This window comes from Kitasatospora sp. MBT63 (genome assembly GCF_000710465.2).
In the GTDB taxonomy this organism is placed as follows: Bacteria; Actinomycetota; Actinomycetes; order Streptomycetales; family Streptomycetaceae; genus Kitasatospora.
This window is the reverse complement of the sequence record NZ_JAIZ01000056.1, coordinates 1-24356: the sequence shown is the minus strand read 5'-3', so window position 1 is coordinate 24356 and position 24356 is coordinate 1. Positions and strand designations below refer to the sequence as shown.

At 72.3% G+C, this 24356-nt stretch carries 19 protein-coding genes and 1 pseudogene; 13 read left to right on the top strand and 7 right to left on the bottom strand.

Features of this window, described 5'->3' with window-relative positions; all coding sequences use genetic code 11:
• Together AA75_RS03895 and AA75_RS03890 are read right to left on the bottom strand one after the other, a co-directional pair.
• A pseudogene (locus AA75_RS03895) lies at positions 1-330 on the bottom strand (hypothetical protein); the annotation flags it as partial.
• Between the two features lie 144 nt (positions 331-474).
• Entirely contained in the window at positions 475-2691 is a 2217-nt protein-coding gene (locus AA75_RS03890) for a (Fe-S)-binding protein (protein WP_033818293.1), read from the bottom strand.
• 327 nt (positions 2692-3018) lie between these two features.
• On the opposite strand from AA75_RS03890, the gene dnaK reads away from it, so the two are divergent.
• From dnaK to AA75_RS03860, 6 genes are all read left to right on the top strand, one after another.
• Entirely contained in the window at positions 3019-4860 is a 1842-nt protein-coding gene (gene dnaK, locus AA75_RS03885; protein WP_033818292.1) for a molecular chaperone DnaK, read from the top strand.
• Entirely contained in the window at positions 4857-5462 is a 606-nt protein-coding gene (gene grpE, locus AA75_RS03880; RefSeq protein ID WP_033818291.1) for a nucleotide exchange factor GrpE, read from the top strand. Before dnaK ends, grpE begins: the two co-directional genes overlap by 4 nt.
• 90 nt (positions 5463-5552) lie before the next feature.
• Positions 5553-6701: a molecular chaperone DnaJ gene (dnaJ, locus tag AA75_RS03875; protein ID WP_033818290.1), complete on the top strand. Its 1149-nt coding sequence runs from the start codon at positions 5553-5555 to the stop codon at positions 6699-6701.
• Between the two features lie 4 nt (positions 6702-6705).
• Positions 6706-7206 carry a heat shock protein transcriptional repressor HspR gene (locus tag AA75_RS03870; protein WP_233288916.1) on the top strand — a complete coding sequence of 167 codons (501 nt, stop codon included), beginning with the start codon at positions 6706-6708 and terminating at the stop codon, positions 7204-7206.
• 204 nt (positions 7207-7410) lie between these two features.
• The gene (locus tag AA75_RS03865) at positions 7411-8433 is read left to right on the top strand and encodes a helix-turn-helix domain-containing protein (RefSeq protein WP_051811777.1); all 1023 of its coding nucleotides are present in this window, start codon (positions 7411-7413) and stop codon (positions 8431-8433) included.
• Between the two features lie 497 nt (positions 8434-8930).
• Positions 8931-9557, top strand: a complete 627-nt coding sequence (locus tag AA75_RS03860) for a hypothetical protein (protein ID WP_051811775.1) — start codon at positions 8931-8933, stop codon at positions 9555-9557.
• 16 nt (positions 9558-9573) lie between these two features.
• On the opposite strand, the gene AA75_RS03855 is transcribed toward AA75_RS03860, so the two are convergent.
• From AA75_RS03855 to AA75_RS03845, 3 genes are all read right to left on the bottom strand, one after another.
• Positions 9574-10551, bottom strand: a complete 978-nt coding sequence (locus tag AA75_RS03855; RefSeq protein WP_051811773.1) for a LuxR C-terminal-related transcriptional regulator — start codon at positions 10549-10551, stop codon at positions 9574-9576.
• A gap of 178 nt (positions 10552-10729) precedes the next feature.
• Entirely contained in the window at positions 10730-11722 is a 993-nt protein-coding gene (locus AA75_RS03850; RefSeq protein WP_149037920.1) for a LuxR family transcriptional regulator, read from the bottom strand.
• Between the two features lie 975 nt (positions 11723-12697).
• Complete coding sequence (locus AA75_RS03845; RefSeq protein WP_033818288.1) at positions 12698-13840, bottom strand: C4-dicarboxylate ABC transporter; 1143 nt, start codon at positions 13838-13840, stop codon at positions 12698-12700.
• Between the two features lie 70 nt (positions 13841-13910).
• Between AA75_RS03845 and AA75_RS03840 the strand changes: the two genes are divergently transcribed.
• Positions 13911-14870, top strand: a complete 960-nt coding sequence (locus AA75_RS03840; protein WP_051811771.1) for a LysR family transcriptional regulator — start codon at positions 13911-13913, stop codon at positions 14868-14870.
• Positions 14871-14975: 105 nt separating this feature from the next.
• Positions 14976-17579, top strand: a complete 2604-nt coding sequence (gene clpB, locus AA75_RS03835; protein ID WP_033818287.1) for an ATP-dependent chaperone ClpB — start codon at positions 14976-14978, stop codon at positions 17577-17579.
• A gap of 43 nt (positions 17580-17622) precedes the next feature.
• On the opposite strand, the gene AA75_RS03830 is transcribed toward clpB, so the two are convergent.
• Both AA75_RS03830 and AA75_RS03825 read right to left on the bottom strand, forming a co-directional pair.
• The gene (locus tag AA75_RS03830; protein ID WP_033818286.1) at positions 17623-18516 is read right to left on the bottom strand and encodes a hypothetical protein; all 894 of its coding nucleotides are present in this window, start codon (positions 18514-18516) and stop codon (positions 17623-17625) included.
• Positions 18513-18821, bottom strand: coding sequence for a helix-turn-helix transcriptional regulator (locus AA75_RS03825; protein WP_033818285.1), 309 nt, complete (start codon positions 18819-18821; stop codon positions 18513-18515). The genes AA75_RS03830 and AA75_RS03825 overlap by 4 nt, the downstream gene beginning before the upstream one ends.
• A 314-nt stretch (positions 18822-19135) precedes the next feature.
• On the opposite strand from AA75_RS03825, the gene AA75_RS03820 reads away from it, so the two are divergent.
• From AA75_RS03820 to AA75_RS03800, 5 genes are all read left to right on the top strand, one after another.
• Positions 19136-19486, top strand: a complete 351-nt coding sequence (locus AA75_RS03820; protein WP_033818284.1) for a beta/gamma crystallin domain-containing protein — start codon at positions 19136-19138, stop codon at positions 19484-19486.
• A gap of 163 nt (positions 19487-19649) precedes the next feature.
• On the top strand, positions 19650-20201 hold the full coding sequence (locus AA75_RS03815) for a YbjN domain-containing protein (protein ID WP_033818283.1): 552 nt from the start codon (positions 19650-19652) through the stop codon (positions 20199-20201).
• A 142-nt stretch (positions 20202-20343) separates the two neighbouring features.
• Positions 20344-21504, top strand: coding sequence for a pyridoxal phosphate-dependent aminotransferase (locus tag AA75_RS03810; RefSeq protein WP_033818282.1), 1161 nt, complete (start codon positions 20344-20346; stop codon positions 21502-21504).
• A 641-nt stretch (positions 21505-22145) separates the two neighbouring features.
• Positions 22146-22679 (top strand): DUF2617 family protein, encoded by a 534-nt coding sequence (locus tag AA75_RS03805; RefSeq protein WP_033818281.1) that lies wholly within the window; start codon positions 22146-22148, stop codon positions 22677-22679.
• A 169-nt stretch (positions 22680-22848) separates the two neighbouring features.
• Positions 22849-24356 (top strand): spermidine synthase (locus AA75_RS03800; RefSeq protein WP_051811769.1); only part of this gene is annotated, 1508 nt, incomplete at its 3' end.

The window sequence follows — 24356 nt, the reverse complement described above, 5'->3', positions numbered from 1 at the left end:
GGCGCTGCCGGTGCCGCTGCCGCCGTCCGGGGTGAGCGCGGGTGCGGAGGCCGGGGCGGCCGCGGGGTGCCGGTCCCCGCCGGGCCGGGCGGCCAGGACGGCGGTGGCCACCAGGGCGCCGACGAGCACCACGCCGAGGGCCGCACCGCCGGTCCTCAGCAGGCGGCGCCGCCGGTGTTCGCGTTCGTTGTCCTCGGCCAGCGCCGCCCAGTCGGGCGTCGCGCTGGTCACCGGCGGCAGGTAGGCCGCCTGGGCGCCGCCCGGCGCCGTGCTCCCGCCGGGGAAGCCCCCGGTACCGCCGCCATCCGGTATGCCCCCGCCATCAGTCATGGCCGAAATGCTAGGGCACCGGTCCTGCCGGGCCGCGGCCCGCCCGCCGGCGCCGGCCCAGGACGCACCGCGGCCCCGCTGCCGGACGGGGCAGGCGGGGCCGTGGTGTGACGCGGGATCAGTCTCCCGTACGGGCGGGGCGGATCACGCCTCGACGGGCTCGGGCTCGGCCGGGACGGGCTCGGCCTTGACCGACTCCAGCAGCAGCTGGGCGACGTCGACGACCTTGAGGTGCTCCTTGGCGGCGCCCTCGTTCTTCTTGCCGTTGACCGAGTCGGAGAGCATCACCAGGCAGAACGGGCAGGCGGTGGAGACGATGTCGGGGTTGAGCGACAGGGCCTCGTCCACGCGCTCGTTGTTGATGCGCTTGCCGATCCGCTCCTCCATCCACATCCGCGCGCCGCCGGCGCCGCAGCAGAAGCCGCGCTCCTTGTGGCGGTGCATCTCCTGCTGGCGCAGGCCCGGGACCTTGTCCATGATCTCGCGCGGCGGGCTGTAGACCTTGTTGTGGCGGCCCAGGTAGCAGGGGTCGTGGTAGGTGATCAGGCCCTCGACCGGGTTGACCGGGACGAGCTTGCCCTCGTCGATCAGGTGCTGCAGCAGCTGGGTGTGGTGGATGACCTCGAAGTGGCCGCCCAGCTGGGGGTACTCGTTGGCGATGGTGTTGAAGCAGTGCGGGCAGGTGGCGACGATCCGCTTGACCGGGGCGTCCTCCAGCGCTGCGTTCAGCGTCTCGACGTTCTGCGCGCCGAGCATCTGGAACAGGAACTCGTTGCCCAGGCGGCGGGCGGAGTCACCGGTGCAGGACTCCTCCTTGCCGAGGATCGCGAAGTTCACGCCCGCGGTGTGCAGCAGTTCGGCGAAGGCCTTGGTGGTCTTCTTGGCCCGGTCCTCCAGCGCGCCGGCGCAGCCGACCCAGTAGAGGTACTCGACCTCGGCGGGGTCGATGTCCTCGCCGATCACCGGCACCTCGATGCCGGTCTCCTTTTTGAGCTCCTTGACCCAGTCCAGGCGGGCCTTGGTGGCCATGCCCCACGGGTTGCCCTTGTTCTCCAGGTTCTTGAGCATGGTCCCGGCCTCGGTCGGGAAGGAGCTCTCGATCATCACCTGGTAGCGGCGCATGTCGACGATGTGGTCGATGTGCTCGATGTCCACCGGGCACTGCTCGACGCAGGCGCCGCAGGTGGTGCAGGACCACAGCACGTCGGGGTCGATGACCCCGCCCTCCTCGGCGGTGCCGATGAGCGGGCGCTCGGCCTCGGCGAGGGCGGCGGCGGGCACGCCGGCCAGCTGCTCGGCGGTGGCCTTCTCCTCGCCCTCCATGTCCTTGCCGCCGCCGGCGAGCAGGTACGGCGCCTTGGCGAAGGCGTGCTCGCGCAGGCTCATGATCAGCAGCTTGGGCGAGAGCGGCTTGCCGGTGTTCCAGGCGGGGCACTGCGACTGGCAGCGGCCGCACTCGGTGCAGGTGGAGAAGTCGAGGATGCCCTTCCAGGCGAAGTGCTCGACCTGGGAGACGCCGAAGACGGCGTCGTCGGCCGGGTCCTCGAAGTCGATCGGGGCGCCGCCGCTGGTCATCGGCCGCAGCGCGCCGAGGGCGGTGGAACCGTCCTCCTCGCGCTTGAAGTAGATGTTGAAGAAGGCGAGGAAGCGGTGCCAGGCCACGCCCATCGACGGGTTGATGCCGATGGTGGTCGCCCACGCGAACGAGATCGAGATCTTCAGCATCGCGAACAGGTAGATCAGGTTCTCCAGCGTCCCGTGCGACAGGCCGCGGAAGGCCGCCACCAGCGGGTAGGAGACCAGGTACGCGGCCTCGTAGGAGTCGACGCCGGCCAGCGCCCCCTCCAGGCCGCGCAGGATCATGATGCACAGGCCGATGCCGAGGATCGTGTACTCGACGTAGAAGGCCTGCCAGGCGATCGAGCCGGCGAACCGGGACTTGCGGCCGGACCGGGACGGCAGGCTGAGCAGCCGGATCACGATCAGGACGGCGATGCCCAGGGTGGTGAAGGTGCCGACCAGCTCGGTGAAGACCTCGAACGGCAGCCAGTGGCCGATCAGCGGGATCGCCCACTCGGCGTCGAAGAGCTGGCCGAAGGCGGTGACCAGGGTGCTGACCAGGGTGAAGAAGCCGACCGCGACGAACCAGTGCGCGACGCCGACGACGCCCCAGCGGTTCATCCTGGTGTGGCCGAGGAACTCGACCGCCACGGTCTTCACGCGCTGGACGGGCTGCCCGGTGCGGGTGGCGTCCGGCTGGCCGGTCTTCACCACCTTGTAGATGTACGCGGCCGCCCTGGCGGCGAGCGCGATGCCGATCACAGTCGTGACCAGCGAGATGACGATCGCTGCTAGCTGCATCGGCTCTCCGTCTCCAGCGGCTGGTGTCCCACAGGTCTGAAACAGGGGGACGGGTAAAGGGGTCCCCCCGATTGTACTGATCGGTAACTTACCGATCCAACGGGCCGGACACTACCGCTCCTTACCACTGATCCATAAGACGCTCAAGGTATGGCGGCAGTCACTAAGGACAGGCTCACCCGTACGGCTCAGTCCCGGTCACGCCGGGCCGGTGACATAAGGGCGCAGTAAAGTTGAGCGACACGGACTCATAGCTGTTGACGCTCGAGGGGTCGTCGTGCATCCTTGAGTCCGTACAGCTCAACTTCTTCCATGGAGGTATTTACGATGGCACGCGCGGTCGGCATCGACCTCGGTACGACGAACTCCGTCGTCAGTGTTCTTGAGGGCGGTGAGCCCACGGTCATCACCAACGCCGAGGGCGCTCGGACCACGCCGTCCGTCGTCGCCTTCGCCAAGAACGGCGAGGTTCTGGTCGGCGAGGTCGCCAAGCGCCAGGCGGTCACCAACGTGGACCGCACCATCCGCTCGGTGAAGCGCCACATGGGCACCGGCTGGAAGATCAACCTGGACGGGAAGGACTTCAACCCCCAGCAGATCTCCGCCTTCATCCTGCAGAAGCTCAAGCGGGACGCCGAGGCGTACCTGGGCGAGACGGTCACCGACGCGGTGATCACCGTCCCGGCGTACTTCTCCGACTCCGAGCGCCAGGCCACCAAGGAGGCCGGTGAGATCGCGGGCCTCAACGTCCTGCGCATCGTCAACGAGCCCACCGCGGCCGCGCTCGCCTACGGCCTCGACAAGGACGACCAGACCATCCTGGTCTTCGACCTCGGCGGCGGCACCTTCGACGTCTCGCTGCTGGAGATCGGCGACGGCGTGGTCGAGGTGAAGGCCACCAACGGTGACAACCACCTCGGCGGTGACGACTGGGACCAGAAGGTCGTCGACCACCTGGTGAAGGTCTTCCACGCCGGCCACGGCGTCGACCTGTCCAAGGACAAGATGGCCCTGCAGCGTCTGCGCGAGGCCGCCGAGAAGGCCAAGATCGAGCTGTCCTCGTCCTCCGAGACCTCGATCAACCTGCCCTACATCACGGCCTCCGCCGAGGGCCCGCTGCACCTGGACGAGAAGCTCACCCGGGCCCAGTTCCAGCAGCTGACGGCCGACCTGCTGGAGCGCTGCAAGCACCCGTTCCACAACGTCATCAAGGACGCCGGCATCCAGCTGTCCGAGATCGACCACGTGGTCCTGGTCGGCGGCTCCACCCGCATGCCCGCCGTCGCCGAGCTCGTCCGCGAGCTGACCGGCGGCAAGGACGCCAACAAGGGCGTCAACCCGGACGAGGTCGTCGCCATCGGCGCGTCCCTGCAGGCCGGTGTGCTCAAGGGCGAGGTCAAGGACGTCCTGCTGCTCGACGTCACCCCGCTGTCCCTCGGCATCGAGACCAAGGGCGGCATCATGACCAAGCTGATCGAGCGCAACACCACGATCCCGACCAAGCGCTCGGAGATCTTCACCACGGCCGAGGACAACCAGCCGTCCGTGCAGATCCAGGTCTACCAGGGCGAGCGCGAGATCGCGGCGTACAACAAGAAGCTCGGCATGTTCGAGCTGACCGGCCTGCCGCCGGCGCCGCGCGGCCTGCCGCAGATCGAGGTCACCTTCGACATCGACGCCAACGGCATCATGCACGTGGCCGCGAAGGACCTCGGCACCGGCAAGGAGCAGAAGATGACCGTCACCGGCGGCTCCGCGCTGCCGAAGGACGACATCGAGCGCATGATGCGCGAGGCCGAGCAGTACGCGGAGGAGGACCACAAGCGCCGCGAGGCCGTGGAGACCCGCAACCAGGGCGAGCAGCTGGTCTACTCGACCGAGAAGTTCATCGCGGACAACACCGACAAGCTCCCGGCCGACGTCAAGACCGAGGTCGAGACCGCGATCGGCGAGCTCAAGGAAGCCCTCAAGGGCGAGGACATCACCGCGATCCGCGAGGCCACCGAGAAGGTCTCCACCACCGCGCAGAAGCTCGGCGCCGCGCTCTACGCGAACGCCGACGCCGCGGGCGGCGCCGCCGAGGCCGGCGAGGGTGCGGCCAAGGCCGAGGACGACGTGGTCGACGCCGAGATCGTCGACGACGAGAAGCCCAAGGGTGGTGCCGCATGACGGAGAAGCCGCAGGGCGAGCAGCCCGGCGACGACTCCGCCGCCGAGGAGGCCGTGATCAAGGCCGCCGAGGAGGCCGCCGCCGGCGGCACCTCGGAGGAACTGGCCACCGCCAAGCGGGAGCTCGCCGAGCGCACCGCCGACCTGCAGCGCCTTCAGGCCGAGTACCAGAACTACCGCAAGCGGGTCGAGCGCGACCGGCTGACGGTCCGCGAGATCGCGGTCTCCAACATCCTGGAGGCCCTGATCCCGGTCCTGGACGACATCGGCCGGGCCCGCGAGCACGGCGAGGTCACCGGCGGCTTCAAGTCGGTCTCCGACAACCTGGAGACCGTCGTGGCCAAGCTGGGCCTGCAGCAGTTCGGCAAGGAGGGCGAGGCCTTCGACCCGACGCTGCACGAGGCGCTGATGCACAGCTACTCCTCGGACGTCACCGAGGACACCTGTGTGCAGATCCTGCAGCCGGGTTACCGGATCGGCGAGCGGGTCATCCGCCCGGCGATGGTCGCGGTGGCCGAGCCCCAGCCGGGCACGCAGACCACGGCCACGCCGGATTCCGAGGACTCGGAGTCCGACAAGGCTGACGGTGCGGGCGACAACTGACAATCTGTGCGCTGCGGAGTCGTACGTCGTCGAGTACGACGGACGGCTCCGCAGCGCCGTATGGACGCACTTCGGGAGGTGGCGGCAGCCATGAGCACCAAGGACTACGTGGAGAAGGACTACTACAAGGTCCTCGGCGTGCCCAAGGACGCCAGCTCCGCGGAGATCAAGAAGACCTACCGCAAGCTCGCCCGGGAGTTCCACCCGGACGCCAACAAGGGCGACACCAAGGCGGAGGACCGCTTCAAGGACATCTCCGAGGCGTATGACGTCCTGTCGGACGACAAGCGCCGCAAGGAGTACGACGAGGCGCGGTCGCTGTTCGGCGCGGGCGGCTTCCGGGCCGGCCCGGGCGGCAACGGCAGCCAGGGCTTCGACTTCGGCGACCTGTTCACCGGCGCCGGCCAGGCGGGCGGCGGCGGGCTCGGCGACGTGTTCGGCGGGCTGTTCAACCGCGGCGGGCGGCAGGCCCAGCCGCGCCGCGGCGCCGACGTGGAGACCGAGGTCACGCTCGGCTTCGACGAGGCGGTGGACGGCGCGACCGTCCCGCTGCGGATGACCAGCCAGGCCGCCTGCCGCACCTGCAGCGGCACCGGCGCCAAGGCCGGCACCACCCCGCGGGTCTGTCCGACCTGCGTCGGCGCGGGCACCGTCAGCCGGGGCCAGGGCGCTTTCGCGCTCTCCGAGCCGTGCCGGGACTGCAAGGGCCGCGGCATGATCGTCGACGATCCGTGCACCGTCTGCCACGGCAGCGGCCGGGCCAGCTCGGCCCGCACCATGCAGGTCCGGATCCCGGCCGGGGTCCAGGACAACCAGCGGATCAGGCTCAAGGGCAAGGGCGCCCAGGGCGAGCGCGGCGGCCAACCCGGTGACCTCTACGTCACCGTGCACGTCGACGCCCACCCGGTCTTCGGGCGCAAGGGCGACAACCTGACGGTCAGCGTGCCGGTCACCTTCCCCGAGGCGGCGCTGGGGGGCACCATCGAGGTGCCGACCCTCAAGGGCCCCTCGGTGAAGCTCAAGCTGCCCGCCGGCAGCGCCAACGGCCTCACCCTGAGGGCCCGGGGCAAGGGCGCCACCCGCAAGGACGGCACCCGCGGCGACCTGCTGGTCACCGTGGAGGTCGTGGTACCCAAGCACGTCGAGGGCGACGCGCTGACCGCACTGGAGCAGTACCGCGAGGCCACGGCCTCCGACGACCCGCGAGCCGCCCTGTTCCGGGCGGCGGAGGGAGCGTGACCGGATGATCACTCCTGACGGCCCGATCGGCCCGGGACTCGGCGAGGGCCTGCCCGGCGGCGCCCCCCGCCGGGCCCCCGGCCCCACCCACTACGTGCTGACCGAGGACACCCCGGTCTACGTGATCTCGGTGGCGGCCGAGCTCTCGGGCCTGCACCCGCAGACCCTGCGCCAGTACGACCGGCTCGGCCTGGTCTGCCCCGACCGCACGGCCGGGCGCGGCCGGCGCTACTCGGCGCGGGACATCCAGCAGCTGCGCGAGGTGCAGCGGCTGTCCCAGGACGAGGGCATCAACCTGGCGGGCATCAAGCGGATCATCGAGCTGGAGAACCAGGTCACCGCCCTGCAGTCGCGGGTCGCCGAGCTGGCCGACGCGCTGGACGGCGCCGCCAGCGCGCTCCAGCAGCGGGAGGCCGCGGTGCACGCCTCCTACCGCCGCGACCTGGTCCCGTACCAGCAGGTCCAGCAGTCCAGCGCGCTGGTGGTGTGGCGGCCCAAGCGGTAGTTCCCTGTTCCCCGCCCATCGCCGGTACCCTCCGCATGGGGGGTGCCGGCGTTCGGGCCGTGCTGGGAGAGTTGGGTCCACCGCTCGACCGGCAGGGAACTAGCGAAGTGCAAGTCCCCGACCGGCCGGTTCTGCCTATGATCCGTACTGATCCGCAGAGCTCGCCAAGCACAGGTCAGGGAACAGAGCGGAGGGGAGCTGCACATGAAGGCATTCGGGGACTCCGCCTCGATGGATCCGGCGTCGCTGCTCTCCGCCCCCGCACGCGCGCTCTACCTCTCCGCGATCCGCACCGGTGGCCGGCTGACCGCCGCCGAGCAGAGCACCGTGCAGGCGGAGGTCCAGGAGCTGCTCGACTTCGGCCTGCTGGTCCGGGACCTGGACGACCCGCCGGCGGTGATCGCCGTGGACCCCAAGCGGCTGTCGACCTCGCTCAGTGCGGCCTGGCAGCGGGAGGCTGCCCAACTCCTCGCCCGCTCGGTCGCCCTGACCGACGAGCTGCGGGAGCTCGGCGACGCGTTCAGCGAGCTGAGCGGCCAGGTCGAATCCAGCGGAAAGATCGAGTACGTCCAGGGAAAAGTCCCGATCAATCAGCGGCTGGCGATACTGGTCGACGGCTGCTCACAGGAACTCCTCACCGCGCAGCCCGGCGGAGGCCGGCGCCCGGATACCGTACGCACGGCTATCAACCGTGATCTCGGCGTACTGCGCCGAGGCGGTACCACCAGAACGATCTATCAGCCGAGCGCCCGATACTCCAGTCCCACGCTCGAGTACGTCGAGACCATGACGCAGGCCGGCAGCCACATCCGCACGCTGGACGAGCCGTTCAACATCCTGATCGTGGTGGACCGCAAGGTGGCGATCATTCCCGGCAGCAAGGACATGACACAGGCCTGCTTCGTCACCGACGAAGCAGTGATCAGCTATCTGATACAGACCTTCGACTCGCTGTGGGAACGCGCGATCCCGTTCCAGGGGAACCGCGAGGTGCCACCGCAGGTGCTCTCCAGCCTGCGCCGCCAGATCATCCGCTCGATGCTCCAGGGTGTCGGGCACCGGGTCATCGCCCGCAACCTGGGGTTGAGCGAACGTACGCTGGCCCGTCATATCGCCGAGATGCGCGAGGAATACGGCGTGGACACGCTGTTCCAGCTGGGCTGGAAGCTCGCGCAGGAGACGGACGACCCGGAAGCCGACGACGAGTCGGCCCCGGCCCTCGACTGACGGGTACTACTCCCAGACGCTGTCCTGCTCCGCCGTGACCACGGTCGGACGGTTCTTCAACTGCCAGACGCTGTCGGCGCTGGCGCTGCCCGCTCCGATGAAGAGCGCAGCGCTCACAAGGATGGCTGAGGCGATGAGGCGACGCGCGTTACGCACGAGAGCACTCCCTTCGGTACGGAGCATGAGTTACAGGAAGTATGACTATCGGAACAGGATAAATCCTGCCACCCTCCTGACCGATAGAACGACCGGGGGGTGTGTCATCTCTCTGCCAGGCAGCGAGATGACATCGAGTGCCAGTGGACGACGGACCGTAACGACAGAGACGATCAGTGCACTCTCCACATAGGTCGGCGAGGGGGAAGCACGGGGGCGCCGCCGAGTGACATGAACTCGGCAAATAATTTCCACCTCACCGATATTGATCGCGTTTTCCCGCGTCAACCACACTTCCTTATGGGGGTGCGGTCTCCGCCCCTCCTTCTCCCGGAGTCGACATGAGTGAGCCCTACCTGCGTCATCGCGCCGCCCAGACCCCCGAGGGCCGGCGCGCACGGGTCTTCCTGGCCGCGCCGCTGATGCGGCTCACCGGCCCGGCCGACAGCGTGGTGACCCTGGCCAGCCGCACCCGGCTGACGACCCTTCGGACCACGCTGCTGCGCAGCGGCGCCGCCGTGTACAGCGGGCACCACAGCGACGCCTGGACGGTGGCGGGCCGCGCGCCCGAGCCGCGGGTGCCGTCCGACTTCCGCGCGATGCAGACCGCCGACCTGATCTTCGCCTACGTCGGAGCGCCGCTGTCGGCCGGTGTCAGCCTGGAACTGGGCTGGGCGTCCGCGCTGCGCAAGCCGATCGTGCTGCTGGTCGACGAGGCGATCACCCACAACCCGCTGATCGCCACCATCGAGCAGGTCTCCCCCGTGCTGCCGCTGGTCTTCGACGACACCTGGTCGCAGGAGGCCCTGCACCACACCGTCGAGACCGCCCTCGACTGGGCCGGCATGGCGCTCTCGCTGCGCGAGGGCTTCTGGACGGCGCCCGGCGAGCAGTTCCCGATCCCGCGCCAGCCCGCGCCGAGCACCCGCCCGCACGGCTACTGGTCCCCGGAGATCGCGACCGGCTGACACCGGGCCGCCGCCGTCACTCACCTGACGCCGCCTCCGTCCCGCGCATCTGCCAGCCCAGCTGGAAGAGCGTCTCGGCGTCGTACAGCTCCCGCAGCCGGGAGATGTGCCCCGCCACGGTGCGCTCGCTCAGGCCCATCCGGCCCGCGATGCTGCGCTGCGTCAACCCCTGTGCGAGCAGCCTCCCGACCTGCTCGTGCACCGGCAGACCGTCCGCCTCCTGGTGGACGGAGCGCCACTGGACCCGCTCGGCCCGCGCCCAGTCCCGTTCGAAGACCCCGACCAGGAAACTGACCACCGCCGGATCCTCGATGAACGCGGCGCTGCGGTTGTCCGCGGCGGCCGGCAGTACCGCCACCCGGCGGTCGAAGACGATCAGCCGGGTGAACGGCTCGCTGAGCACCCGGATCCGCTCGCCCAGCTCGGTCACCCGGGCCGCGTACCGGACCGTCGCCTCGTCGAGCCGCGCACCGGGCTGGTAGATCGTCCGGCTGGAGCCGCCGTTCTCCAGGAACCCGCGGGTGCGCTCCAGCGACTGCTCCAGGTGCTCGGCCGGCCTGGCCCCGCCCGGCTGCGCAGCCAGCGTCTCCTCCCGGCACTCCGCCTCGATCTGCAGGATCCGGTGCCGGATCTGCCGGAAGTCGTCGACATGCTGCACCTCGCTGGAGCGGTCCACCCGCCGCGGCGTCGCGTCGTAGGCCCGGGTCAGCTCCTCGAGGAGGGTCGGCATCTCCTCGGCCTGGACCAGCATCCGGGTACCGGCCGAGCGCAGGTCCGCGCTGATCCGCTCGCTGACCGCGCGCGGGTTGACGGCGGTGAGCGAGGCGTCGGCGTCATGGTGGATCAGCAGGCCCAGCTCCATCAGCCGCAGCACCGCGGCCGCGTGCCCGTCCGCCACGTCCCGGAACATCACCCGGCCGCCCTGCGCCAGGATCTCCTGGTAGAGCGCCCGTTCCGTCTCGGTCGGCAGCGAACCCGCCACCAGCTCGTTCACTTCGCACCACTCCGCATCCGCCGTACGGGCTGGAAGAGCGTCCGTCCGCGGCCCGGACCGGCCTCCCGGGCGGTCCGCCCGGCCACCGTCCGCCCGCGCGACCCCAGCCGACCCGCCACCGTACGCTGCACCCGTCGACGGCCGAACGGCCGCCCCACCGGTTCGTGCACGTCCCGGGTCACGGCCGGCCGCCCCCGCCCCGCATCAGCCAGCCGAGCTGGAACAGGGTCTGCGCGCCGTAGCGCTCGCGCAGCCGGGAGATGTGGCCCGCCACCGTGCGCTCGCTCAGCCCCAGCCGGGTGGCCACCGCGCGCTGGGTGAGGCCCTTGGTCAGCAGCCGGCCGACCCGGTCGGTCGCGGTCCGGGTGACCCGCTGGGCGTCGCTCTCCCGCCAGCGGACGATGTCGGCACGTTCCCAGTCCCGCTCGAAGACGGCGGCGAGGAAGCAGATCGACGCCGGGTCGGTGACGAACACGGCCCGGCTGTGGTCGTCGGACGCGGGCAGGACCGCCACCAGGCGGTCGACGATCAGCATCCGCCGGAACGGCTCGTCCAGGACGCGCACCCCGGCGCCGTGCTCGGTCACCCTGGCCGCGTAGTCGATCGCGTGGTGCGCGGCGAGGTTGACCGGCTGGTAGATCACCCGCAGCTCGCCGCCCCGGCCGAGCAGCAGCAGGTCCTGCGGCAGCGCGAGCGCCAGTGCGGACGCCGGGCGGAACCCGGGCTGGGCGCTGAGCAGTTCCTTGCGGCACTCCGAGACCAGCTGGGCGATCCGGTGCCGGATCGCGTCGTGGCCCTCCACGTAGGTGGCCCCGCCCGGCTCGGGCTGCTGGAGGGCGCCGTGGCCCGGTAACGCGTCGTAGGCCCGCGCCAGGCTGTCCAGGGCGCCGGGCAGCCGTTCGGCGCGCAGCAGCAGGCGGGTGGCCTCGCCGCGCATCTCGGTGCTGAGGCGCTCGGTGACCGTGCGCGGGCTGACGGCGGTGTAGAGGCAGTCGAGCGGGTTGGGCACCACCAGGCCGATCTGCACCAGCTGCTCGACGGCGGCCTGCCGGTCGGCGGTCACCCGGTGGAACGGGATCCGGCCGCCCTCGGCCAGGATGTCCAGGTAGCAGCGGCGGGCCGCCTCGTCGAACACGGCGTCGCCGGGGTCGGCGTTCGGATCGGCAACCATGTCGAGCACTCCCCGCCGGACATCCGGACCTGTTCGCGGTCTGCAAGGCCCGGTCCTGGGAATGCCTGGAGCCCTCGGTACCTGCGTGCCTCCCGGGGCCAGTGCGCAGTTGCGCTCTGAAGCCCCGGGAGACCCGCTGGTGTCACACCACGGCCACGGCAGACTTCCGGTGAGGCGGAGCAGCAACGCCTCGCCGACTCCGGGTCCGGGGGTCATCACCACACATGACGTCCCGGCCGGCGCTCCCGCTCCGGTACGCAGGTGCAGCAACACCTGTCCGTACCAGCGAGGAGCAAGTCACCTTCATCGGGCTGCGGCTGCCCGGCGACCTGGCGTGGCTCCACTTTCACAGTGTGACGCGCGGGGAACAAGTGCTCTCCTGTTGCAGGTTCCCGCAAGTGCAGAAACCTGCAGCCGCGGGCGGCATTGGCGGGTTTCTCCGGGGGGCGGTTTTCACGCCCTCCGCACATTTCCGGGGCGGCGCCCGCGAGTGCGGCGAAGTGGAACCGTACCCTCCCGGACTGCGCCCGCGGAGGCGTCCGACCGGAAATTCGGCGCCCGCGGGCCGGGTCTACGCGCGTATCTTCCGGATCGGCCCGGGGTGGCCGATTCCAACAGAACCACGCAGGGCGACCCGCACCGGCAGGGCGTCCGGCCAGCACGCGATGTTCGATCGTGGTCGGTTCTGATGGGTCGGCCGGGGTCCGCCCTTTCCAGCATGGGCATGACATGAGGTCGTGTGCCACCGGCGCCGGGATCCGGAATTGGGAGCACAAAACCACGGACAGCGGGGGGCCACGGCGCGTCCGGGCGGCGTCGCGCCCGGCGGCGGAAGGGGCGCGGAATTCGAATCCGGCCGTCCGCATCCGGACCATCCCGAAATAGGCGGCCGGCAGTTCCGGATTCCGCCGGGCGGAGCCGGGAATTCCGCCGTTCACAGCGCCCGCCCCGGCCCGGCGGTACGCGCCGGCCGGTTCAGCCGGCCAGCAGCCGCCCGCCCGCCAGGGCACCGACCGTGCGTACACCGGTGACCGCCCACGCGGCCACCAGCAGGGCGAACAGGCCCGCGGCGAGAGCCGTGAAGCCGGCGAATCCGGTGTGCCGGGCCAGGCCCGCCGCGCCGGTGACCATGGTGCCGACCGGGAAGGTGAAGGCCCACCAGGTCATCCCGAACGGCATGCCGGCCCGCCAGGCGCGCAGGTTCAGCCCGGCCGCGAGCAGCAGCCACAGCACCCCGAAGCCCAGCACCGGCGCGCCGAACAGCACCGCCAGGTGCAGCGCGGACGGCCCGAGGCCGGGCACGGCCGGCCGGGCCGCGTCGGCGAGCTGGTTGACCGCGGTGGCGGACTGGCCGAGCGGCCCCAGCACCAGGAACAGGGTCGGGGTCAGCACCAGGGCCGGCAGCTTGCTGTGCACCAGGCCGGCGAACACCACCGGCAGCACCGCGAGGACGCCGAGCAGCCCGGCACCGAACAGCGCGTAACAGCCGTAGAGCATCGCGGCCCGCGGGGTGCCGGCCGGCAGGTGCGGGACCAGGGCCGGACCGAGCGCCCCGGCCACCAGCGGGGCGACCACCGGGAGCAGCCAGGTCGGGTCGGCGCGCAGCACGGAGACCCGGTGCCGGGTGATCATCAGCGCCGGGATGCCGGCCGCCACCGCGAGGGCGTACAGGGTGCCGGCGCTCCACAGCACCAGGTCGGCGGCGACCGCCGGGCCGGTGCCGATCAGCGGCGCGCCGACCGTGAGGGTGCCGAAGCCGACGGCCAGCAGGGCCATCGGCGGGCAGCCGTAGAGGACCGCGGTGGCGGGCTGTTCGAGCAGCTGCGCCCGGGCGGCGGCGCGGTGGCGGGTGAGGTGCACGGCGCGGGCCGCCATCAGGACCACCAGCAGGACGCAGGACAGCACCCAGACCGCCCGGGCGAAGACGGTCAGACCCGGGAGGGCCACCGGCAGTGCGGCGGCGCCGTTGGCGACGATCCCGGTGCCCATCACCGCGGCGTAGAAGTTGGGGCCGAGGCCGCCGAGGTGGATCCGGCGGGGCCGGGCGGCGGCGGGTACCGGGTGGGATGCGGGTGCGAGGGGTGCGGGGCTGGGCTGGGTGAGGACGGGACTGGCCATGGGACCACCGTGCCGGGCGGGCCCGGCCGCCGGTAGCCGTCCGCGGGCTATGAGGACATAACCTGGCTCTATGGCTCTCTCCTCGCACGTTCCCGAGATCGGCGCCCTGGAACTGCTGCTCACCGTGGTGCGACTGGGCAGTGTCGGACGGGCGGCGGCCGAGCTGGGGATCAGCCAGCCCGCCGCCAGCGCCAGGATCAAGGGCATGGAGCGGCAGATCGGGGTGGCCCTGCTGGAGCGTTCGCCGCGCGGCTCCCGGCCGACCGAGGCCGGCCGGCTGGTGGTCGAGTGGGCCCGCGGGGTGGTCGAGGCGGCGCAGGCGCTGGACGCGGGGATCGACGCGCTGCGCGGGCGCCGGGACACCCGGCTGCGGGTGGTGGCCAGCCTCACGGTGGCCGAGTACCTGATGCCGGGCTGGCTGCTGGCGCTGCACGAGAGCAGCCCGGGGACCGCGGTGACGCTGCGGACCGCCAACTCCGCCGACGTCGCGGCGCACGTGCTGGCGGGCGAGGCGGACCTGGGCTTCGTGGAGGGCCCGCACACCCCGCCGGGGCTGGCGGGCGCGGTGGTGGCGGCCGACCGGCTGGTGGTGGTGGTCTCGCCCGGGCACCCGTGGGCGCGGCGGCGCGCGCCGCTCACCGGGGCGGAGCTGGCGGCGACCGCGCTGGTGCTGCGCGAGCCCGGCTCGGGCACCCGGGAGGTGCTGGACCAGGCCCTCGCCCCGTTCGGCGGCGGCTCGGCGCCGCGGCTGGAGCTGGCCTCCTCGACCGCGCTCAAGGCGGCGGCGATGACCGGGGCCGGCCCGGTGTGCCTGAGCGAGCTGGCGGTGATGGAGGAGCTGGCCACCCGGCGGCTGGTCGAGGTGCCGCTGTCCGGGATCGACCTGCACCGGCCGCTGCGGGCGGTCTGGCCCGCGGGCCAGCGCCCGGCCGGCCCGGCCAGGGAGCTGCTCGGGCTGACCAGGAAGCTGCCCCGCGACCGTTCCGTCCCGTCCGGTCCGGTCCGGCGAAAGAGTTCATCCGAAAGTTGAGCGGAATAGACTCAACTTAGTGCATGCTGTATGTAGCAGATGACAAGGGCCTCGGGTGCGGCTGCGCCGGCGGGCCCGTACGCCACAGAGAGGGGCACGACAGCATTGGATGCCAGCAAGTTCACCAGCAGGACGCAGGACGCCCTGTCCGCCGCGATCCGGCAGGCCGGCGCCGCAGGTAACCCGGACGTCAGGCCGGTGCACATCCTGCTGGCGCTGCTGGAGCAGCCCGAGGGCCTCGCCCGGCCGCTGCTGGAGGCGGTCGGGGCCGACGTCCCCGCGGTGCTGGCCGGCGCCCGGCGCAGGCTCGCCGAGCTGCCCAGCGCGCAGGGTTCGACCGTGGCCGCGCCGCAGCTGGCCCGCGACACCATGGCCGTGCTGGAGGAGGCCGGCCGGCGCGCCGCCGACCTGGACGACCAGTACCTGTCCACCGAGCACCTGCTGGTGGGCCTCGCCGCCGAGGGCGGCACGGTGGCGGACCTGCTGAAGCAGCACGGCGCCACCGCCAAGGCGCTGCTGGCCGCGTTCAAGGAGGTCCGGGGCAGCGCCCGGGTGACCTCCGCCGACCCGGAGGGCACCTACAAGGCGCTGGAGAAGTACGGCACCGACCTGACCCAGGCGGCCCGGGACGGCAAGCTCGACCCGGTGATCGGCCGGGACCAGGAGATCCGCCGGGTGGTCCAGGTGCTCTCCCGCCGGACCAAGAACAACCCGGTGCTGATCGGTGACCCGGGCGTCGGCAAGACCGCCGTCGTCGAGGGCCTGGCGCAGCGGATCGTGGCCGGTGACGTGCCGGAGTCGCTGCGCGGCAAGCGGCTGGTCGCGCTGGACCTGAGCGCCATGGTGGCCGGCGCCAAGTACCGGGGTGAGTTCGAGGAGCGGCTGAAGGCGGTCCTGAACGACATCAAGGCCAGCGACGGCCAGGTGGTGACGTTCATCGACGAGCTGCACACCATGGTCGGCGCGGGCGCCGGCGGTGACTCGGCGATGGACGCGGGCAACATGCTCAAGCCGATGCTGGCCCGCGGCGAGCTGCGGATGGTCGGCGCCACCACGCTGGACGAGTACCGCGAGCGGATCGAGAAGGACCCGGCGCTGGAGCGCCGCTTCCAGCAGGTGCTGGTGGGCGAGCCGAGCGTCGAGGACACCATCGCGATCCTGCGCGGTCTCAAGAGCCGTTACGAGGCGCACCACAAGGTGGAGATCTCGGACGCGGCGCTGGTCGCCGCGGCCACCCTGTCCAACCGGTACATCACCTCGCGCTTCCTGCCCGACAAGGCGATCGACCTGGTCGACGAGTCGGCCTCGCGGCTGCGGATGGAGATCGACTCCTCGCCGGTCGAGATCGACGAGCTGCAGCGCTCGGTCGACCGGCTGCGGATGGAGGAGCTGGCCCTGGAGAAGGAGTCGGACCCGGCCTCGGTCGACCGGCTGGCGCGGCTGCGGCGCGATCTCGCGGACAAGCAGGAGCACCTGAGCACCCTGGGTGCCCGCTGGGAGCAGGAGAAGAAGTCGCTCAACCGGGTCGGTGCGCTCAAGGAGCGCCTCGACGACCTGCACGGTGCCCTGGAGCGGGCCCAGCGGGACGGTGACTTCGAGCGGGCGTCCAAGCTGATGTACGCCGAGATCCCCTCCGCCGAGCAGGAGCTGACCGAGGCGCAGGACCGGGCGGCGGACGGCGCGAGCGCCACCATGGTCAAGGAGCAGGTCGGCCCGGACGACGTCGCGGATGTGGTCGCGTCCTGGACCGGCATCCCGGCCGGGCGGCTGCTGGAGGGCGAGAGCGCCAAGCTGCTGCGGATGGAGGAGGAGCTGGGACGGCGGCTGATCGGCCAGCGCGAGGCGGTGCAGGCGGTCTCGGACGCGGTGCGGCGCACCCGTTCGGGCATCGCCGACCCGGACCGGCCGACCGGTTCCTTCCTGTTCCTCGGCCCGACCGGGGTCGGCAAGACCGAGCTCGCGAAGGCGCTGGCGGACTTCCTGTTCGACGACGAGCGGGCGATGGTCCGGATCGACATGAGCGAGTACGGCGAGAAGCACTCGGTCTCCCGGCTGGTCGGCGCCCCGCCCGGCTACGTCGGGTACGAGGAGGGCGGCCAGCTCACCGAGGCCGTGCGGCGGCGCCCGTACAGCGTGGTGCTGCTGGACGAGGTGGAGAAGGCCCACCCGGAGGTCTTCGACGTGCTGCTCCAGGTGCTGGACGACGGCCGGCTCACCGACGGCCAGGGCCGGACGGTGGACTTCCGCAACGCCATCCTGATCCTCACCTCCAACCTGGGCAGCCAGTACCTGGTGGATGCCGGGACGCCGCAGGAGCGGAAGAAGGAGCTGGTGCTGGAGACCGTCCGGGCGGCGTTCAAGCCGGAGTTCCTGAACCGGCTGGACGACATCGTGGTCTTCGAGCCGCTGGGCACCGCCGAGCTGAGCCGGATCGTCGATCTGCAGGTGGCCCGGCTGTCCCAGCGGCTGCGGGACCGCCGGCTCACCCTGGAGGTCACCGGGGCGGCCCGCGAGTGGCTGGCGCTCACCGGGTACGACCCGGCGTACGGCGCCCGCCCGCTGCGGCGGCTGGTGCAGTCCGCGATCGGCGACCGGCTGGCGAAGGCGATCCTGTCCGGGCAGGTGCACGACGGTGACACCGTGGTGGTCGACCTGGACCAGGAGGGCGACCGGCTGACGGTCGAGCCCGGCCCTTCGCCGGTGAAGTGACGTCCGGCAGCGGCGGCGGGCGGCCGGCGGCCGGTGGGGCGACCTACCGGCCGTCGGCCGCGATCACGTCGGCGACCTTCCGGGCCTCGGCGCGGACCGACTGCTTCACGCTCTCCAGCTCGGCGCCGTGCTGCTCGACCTGCTGCCGCTGGTAGCCGGTGAGGACGGCGAAGTAGATCCCTGCGAGGTTGCTGCCCGCGGTGCACTCCGCGTCGGCGCGAGCGGTGGGGAGCTCGTCCGGGCCGCCGGGCGGGACGGCCTGGTAGCGGGTGACCAGCGCCTGCGGATCGGTGACCGGGAAGCCCGCCCGGCCCATGCACGCGCGCCAGGCGGCGGTGGCGGCGGCCACCCTGGCGTCGGCGGCGGCGGCCCGCATCGAGGCGTCGTAGAGCTCGCCGAGCAGCCGGGTGCCGGCGGTGGCGGGCACGCCGAGCTGCTGGACGCTCTTCTTGGAGCACTCCTCGGCGGCCGCCCGTTCGGCCTCGGTGCCGTGCTGCTCCGGGCCGCCGGCGGCCGGGGCCGGCCGCGGCCTGCTGTGGAAGCCCTGCGCGGCGGCCACCTCGGCGCCGAGGTAGCCGAAGGGGCCAGCGGGGTAGGCGCCCGCGTCGTCGTCCGGCGGTTCCGCGGCGGGGTCGCCGAAAACGGTCTGCCGGGCGACGGAGGTGAAGCCGCCCTCGCGCAGGCAGCGCATGGTGAGGATCTGGACGGCCTGGAAGTGCCGGGCCCCCTGCCGGTCGTCGGCGCTGTAGGCGGCCAGCGGCAGACCGGTCATCCCGGCCCGGCCGCTGGCGGGCGGAGCCGGGGAGGCGCCGATCGGCGGCGGGGTCAGGGCGGGTCGCGCGGCGTCGTGGCCGCCCGGTCCGCCCGCGCAGGCCGCGAGCAGCAGGGCGGCCGGGACAGCCAGGGCGGCGCGGGCGGGGCGGACGGCGGGCCTCACGCGTACGCCTCCGTCCGGGGGCCGGGTACGGGGTAGGGGTAGGGGCGGCGGGCGGTCCGGTCGCGCTGGATCCGGGCCAGCCGGTTGAACTCCTGGCGCTGGTCCTCGGTGAGCCGCAGCGCCTGGGCGAGCAGCCGGATGGTGGAGATCCTCGGGCAGCTCACCCCGCGTTCGAGGTCGCTGATGGTGCGCACGCTGATGCTGGTGGCGGCGCCGAGGTCCTCCTGGGTCATCCCGCGGTCGAGCCTGAGGCGCCGAAGCCGCTCGCCCAGCCGCGGGCCGTCCGGTATGCGGTCCTGTGACACGTCTCCCCCCAAGGTGGCGTGCTACCGATGCTCCGTCCCGCGCCGGCGGCGCCCGGGTACCGCCTTCGGCGCTTCGGGTCGGACGCTAACTGTCATGCTCCCCACACGCAACACCCGTACCGGCAAAGCCCGGTGACGAGAGTCACCGGGCTTTCGGGTTTCCCCGCGCGCACCGGCAGTTCCGCCGGACAGGCGCCGGTGAACTTCCTGGTTGCGACTTCGCCGGGCCGCTCAGCATGAGACCTCCCGGCCGGCACGTCCCGGCCACCGATCTCCGGTCCCCGCCCTCGGGGAACCAAGAAGGGGAAGCCCTGATGGGACGCACCCACCGGCGCGCCGCGCTCGCCCTCGCCGGCGCCGCCGCCCTCACCCTGGCCCTGCCGGCCGCCGACGCCGCCGCGATCAACCGGGTGAACTGCGCGGGCCGCACCGACTTCGTCACCGTCTGGAACGAGGGCGAGGTGTGCTTCGCCAACCTGGGCTACACCGACACCGCGATCTACAACGTGCGCGACGTGGGCGCGGGCAACAACGACCTCACCTACGGCTACTCCGTCGAGCCGTGGACCCGCCACCTGTACGCCTGGCACTGGCAGACCGGCGAGTACTTCGACCACGGCGCCCGGGGCACCGTGCAGTGGCTGGAGACGCACCAGGCGACCTGACCCCCTCCGGCCCCGGCGCACCGGCCCGCGGTACGGGCGTCCGACGTGATCACGATGCCCGGCGTTCCCTGTGCCGCAGGCCACCGATGAGGCAGGATGGAGAGGTAAGCAGGGCGGCCCCACGTCGACAGCCACCCTCGTGCACCCCCTGAAGGGACCCCCCGTGAGCATTGACCCGTCCTCGATCCCGTCGTTCGGCGCGCCCCAGCCCCCGCAGGGTGGCGGCCAGGGGGGTCCGGCCGGTCCGCCGCCGGTGGTCGTCCCGGACCAGGCGCTGGTGACCCAGCTCCTCGACCAGATGCAGCTCAAGCACGTGGTGGACGAGGAGGGTGACCTCGCCGCGCCGTGGGAGGGGTTCCGCGTCTACTACATGTTCCGCGGTGAGCAGCAGGAGCTGTTCGCGGTCCGCGCGTTCTACGACCGCTCGTACCCGCTGGAGCAGAAGGCCGAGATCCTCGACCTGATCGACGAGTGGAACCGCGAGACCCTCTGGCCCAAGGTGTACACCCACACCCACGAGGACGGCGTGGTCCGCCTGATCGGCGAGTCCCAGATGATCGTCGGCACCGGCGTCAACCTGGACTACTTCGTCACCACCACCGCCAACTGGACCCAGGCCTCGGTCGGGTTCGAGCAGTGGATCGTCGAGCGCCTCGGCCTCCAGAAGGAGATCGAGGAGGGCGGCGAGGACGACGCCTCCTCCGACGAGGACTGAGTCCACCGCGACGACGGGCCCTCCCCGGCAGGGGACGGGCCCGTCGTCGCGTCCGGGCCCGGCCGCGGGGCCGGGGGTGCTTGCCCCCGGCCGGGCGGGGCGCCCAGGATGGGCGACGACGACGAGGCGTGAGGAGCCCGGTATGAGCGAGCGGCCGCTGCTGAACCGACGGTTGGCAGGACTCGGCACGACGATCTTCGCGGAGATGTCGGCGCTGGCCACCGCGACCGGTTCGATCAACCTCGGCCAGGGCTTCCCCGACACCGACGGCCCGCGCGAGATCGCCGAGGCCGCCGCCCGCGCCGTGCTCACCGGCCACGGCAACCAGTACCCGCCCGGCCCCGGCATCCCGGAGCTGCGGCAGGCCGTCGCCGAGCACCAGCAGCGCTTCCACGGCCTCACGTACGACCCCGACACCGAGGTGCTGGTCACCGCCGGCGCCACCGAGGCGATCGCCGCCACCCTGCTCGCCCTGCTGGAGCCCGGCGACGAGGTGATCGCCCTCGAGCCGTTCTACGACTCCTACGCCGCCTGCATCGCGATGGCCGGCGCGGTGCGCGTGCCGCTCACCCTGCGGGCCCCGTCCTTCCGGCCCGACCTGGACGAGCTGCGCGCGCTCGTCACCCCGCGCACCCGGCTGCTGCTGCTCAACACCCCGCACAATCCGACCGGCACCGTCCTGCACCCCGACGAGCTGCGCGCCATCGCCGAACTCGCCGTCGAGCGGGACCTGCTGGTGGTCACCGACGAGGTCTACGAGCACCTGGTGTTCAGCGGCGCCCACCACCCGATCGCCGCCCTGCCCGGGATGCGCGAGCGCACCGTCACCATCTCCTCGGCCGGCAAGACCTTCTCCTTCACCGGCTGGAAGGTCGGCTGGGTGACCGCCGTCCCGGCGCTGGTCTCCGCCGTCCGGACGGCCAAGCAGTACCTGACGTACGTCAGCGCCGGCCCCTTCCAGTACGCCGTCGCCGAGGCGCTGCGCCTGCCCGACGCGTACTTCGACTCATTCCGCGCCGACCTGCGGCGCAAGCGCGACCTGCTCTGCGACGGCCTGTCGGCCGCGGGCTTCACCGTCTTCCGCCCCGAGGGCACGTACTTCATCACCACCGACATCACCCCGCTCGGTGAGAAGGACGGCCTGGAGTTCTGCCGCGCCCTGCCCGGACGCTGCGGCGTGGTCGCCATCCCCAACGTGGTCTTCTACGACGACACCGAGGCCGGCCGGAGCCTGGTGCGGTTCACCTTCTGCAAGCGGGACGACGTCCTCGAGGAGGCGGTCGCCCGGCTCAGCCGGCTCTGACCCGCGCGGGCGCTCCCGGACGGGCACGGGCGCTCCCGCACGGGCGCGGGGGATCGGGCAAGTGCCCGCGGTCCGGGTGCAGTTGGACCGGGCCGGGCGGCCCGGTCGGCCGTCCGCCACCCGGTTGGCGGAGCGCACCCGTCGCCGGACGGACCCGCCGTTCGGGGCCGTCCCGCCGAACCGGACCTCCGGCTTCTTCGTAGGAAGACCTGACCGTCGTTTATTTCCAGGTGGCCGGGTACAAGACTCGTCATCCCCTCCATCCGCCCTGGTCGGCGCGGGGGCCCCGGAGAAACGCGCGCCACCCTTTCGCCCACCTCCACGCCACGGCGCGCGGGGCGCACGACCGGCGCACGCGGCGCACGCGCGTAGGTATGGGGCGCATGGAGAACAGAGTCAGCCCTAGGAGTGATCAGGGCCCGGCCGAGGCTGCGCCCAGAACGGTGAATGCTTGGCAAAGATGGGTAAATCCCTGACGGACCCGGAGAATTCGTGCTTCTCTGCTGCTGAATCTCCAGCCGGAATCCTTCCTTCCACGGTCGGCCGCGTCCTGGACCGCACAGCACCGAACCGCCCCCGCCACCGCCCGGGCCCGGTGCCGCTCGGCCGGCGCGCACGGAGCTGAAACGCGGAGCCCCAGCATGCTCACCACACTGCAGACCTCCTACACGGACACCCGCGCCGGCGACCTCGCCTGGTGCCTGGGCGGCGAACCGCTGCCAGCCCTGGCCGTCCGGGATCTGACCCTCGATCACCTGGAGGGCCCCGCCGAGGGCCGCGCCTGCGGCACCCTGCAGCTGCGCCTGCTCGGCGCCTCGCACCAGGTGATCCTGGCCGCGGGCCCCGGCGAGTGCCTGGAGACGGTCGCCTGCCTGCCCGGCCGGCGCACCCCGCTGCCGGCCCGGGTGGCCGAGCGGGTCGCCGGCTGGGAGTACGAGTTCGCGGCGCGGATCGAGGAGCTGCCGCCGCACGTGTTCGCCGCCCGCGCGCAGGAGCTGCTGGCCCTGGTCGAGGGCCATCCGCACGCGCTGGCCGGGGTGTTCCCCGGCGACCCGAGCGCGTTCACCGCCCTGGTCGCGCACAGCGAGGAGCGCCGGGTGCTCTGGCGCACCTGGCACGCCTACCCGCAGGAGGGGCGGCTGGTGTGCACCCGGTCCTCCCTGGTGGTGCGCTGACGGCGGCCCGGCCGGCGGGGCACCGCAGCGGCCTCCGGGACTCCCGCCGGCCCGAACACCGCCCAACGAGCCAGTGATTGGCACAGCCGACCGATTCGTCAACCAAGTGTCCGAACCATCCCCCGAATGGGTGCAGCTAACGGTGTCGGTTCTCGCCTAGCGTTTGTTCATGATCAGCCATTCGACCGGGAAACCCGCCGAGCCGGACCTCGACGCCCCGCAGGACACCGCCCCGGCCGGGGGGCCGGGTGCCCGGGCGATCCGCGCACGGACCGGCCCGCGACCGCGCCCGCGGTCGGCCCGGCCGATAGTCCTGCTGGCCGCCTTCGTCTGCGCGGCCTGCGGGCTGGTCTACGAACTCGAACTGGTCGCGCTGGGCGGCTACCTGCTGGGCGACTCGGTGGCCCAGACGTCGGTGGTGCTCTCGGTGATGGTGTTCGCGATGGGCATCGGCTCGATCCTCGCCAAGCGGCTCACCTACCGCCCGGCGACCTCCTTCGCCCTGGTCGAGTGCGCGCTGGCGCTGGTCGGCGGGCTCTCGGTGCTGGCGCTCTACTCCTGCTGGGCCTGGCTGGACCGCTACCGGGCCACCACCGCCGGCCTGGTCGGCACCACCCTGGCGATCGGTGTGCTGATCGGCGCCGAGATCCCGCTGCTGATGACGCTGATCCAGCGGATCCGCCGGGAGGAGGCCGGCCGGGCCGCCGCCGACCTGTTCGCCGCCGACTACGTCGGCGCCCTGGTCGGCGGGCTGACCTTCCCGTTCCTGCTGCTGCCCGCGTTCGGCCAGGCCACCGGCGCCCTGGTGACCGGCGCGGTCAACGCGGTGGCGGGCGCCGCCGTGGTGCTCTGGCTGTTCCGGGACGAGCCCTCGCGCCGTACCCGGGTCCTGCTGTGGACCGGCTGCGGCCTGGTCCTGGCGGTCCTCGCGGCGGCCGCCGCCTGCACCGGCGCGATCGAACGGGCCGCCCGGCAGGCCCTGTACGGCGCCCAGGTGCGCCTGGCCACCCAGAGCCGCTACCAGGAGATCGTGCTGACCGGCCAGTTCCGGCCTTCCGGCGAACGGGTGCCGGAGCAGCGCCCGGCCCCGGCCGGCTCCACCCCGCTGGAGCTGTTTCTGGACGGCCGGCCGGTGGTCTGCGGACCGGAGGAGTACCGGGACCACGAGGCGCTGGTGCACCCCGCGCTCGGGGCCGGGCCGAACGCCCGGGTCCTGCTGCTCGGCGGCGACGGGCTGGCGCTGCGCGAGGTGCTGCGGCACCCGTCGGTGCGCTCGGTGCTGGTGGTCGAGCGCGACCCGGTGCTGACCGAGCTGGCCCGGCACGATCCGGCGCTCTCCGCGCTGAACGAACACGCGCTGGACGACCCGCGGGTGCGGCTGGTCAACGCCGAGCCGCTGAACTGGCTGCGCGGCGGGCCGGAGCCGTTCGACGTGATCGTCTCCGACCTGGCCGAGCAGGGGCCGGACGGCCGGTACAGCTCGCTGGAGTTCTTCGGCCTGGCGCTGCGACGGCTGGCCCCCGGGGGCCGGATCGCGGTCCGCACCGGCGGGCGGGAGGCCGATCTGTGGTCCGCGGAGGCCGCGCTCCGGGCGGCCGGCCTGGCGACCGTGCCGTACCGGGGCGGCGGAGCACCGGGCGGCGGGTCCGACGGCGGCTGCCGCGGCGGGCGCCGGCA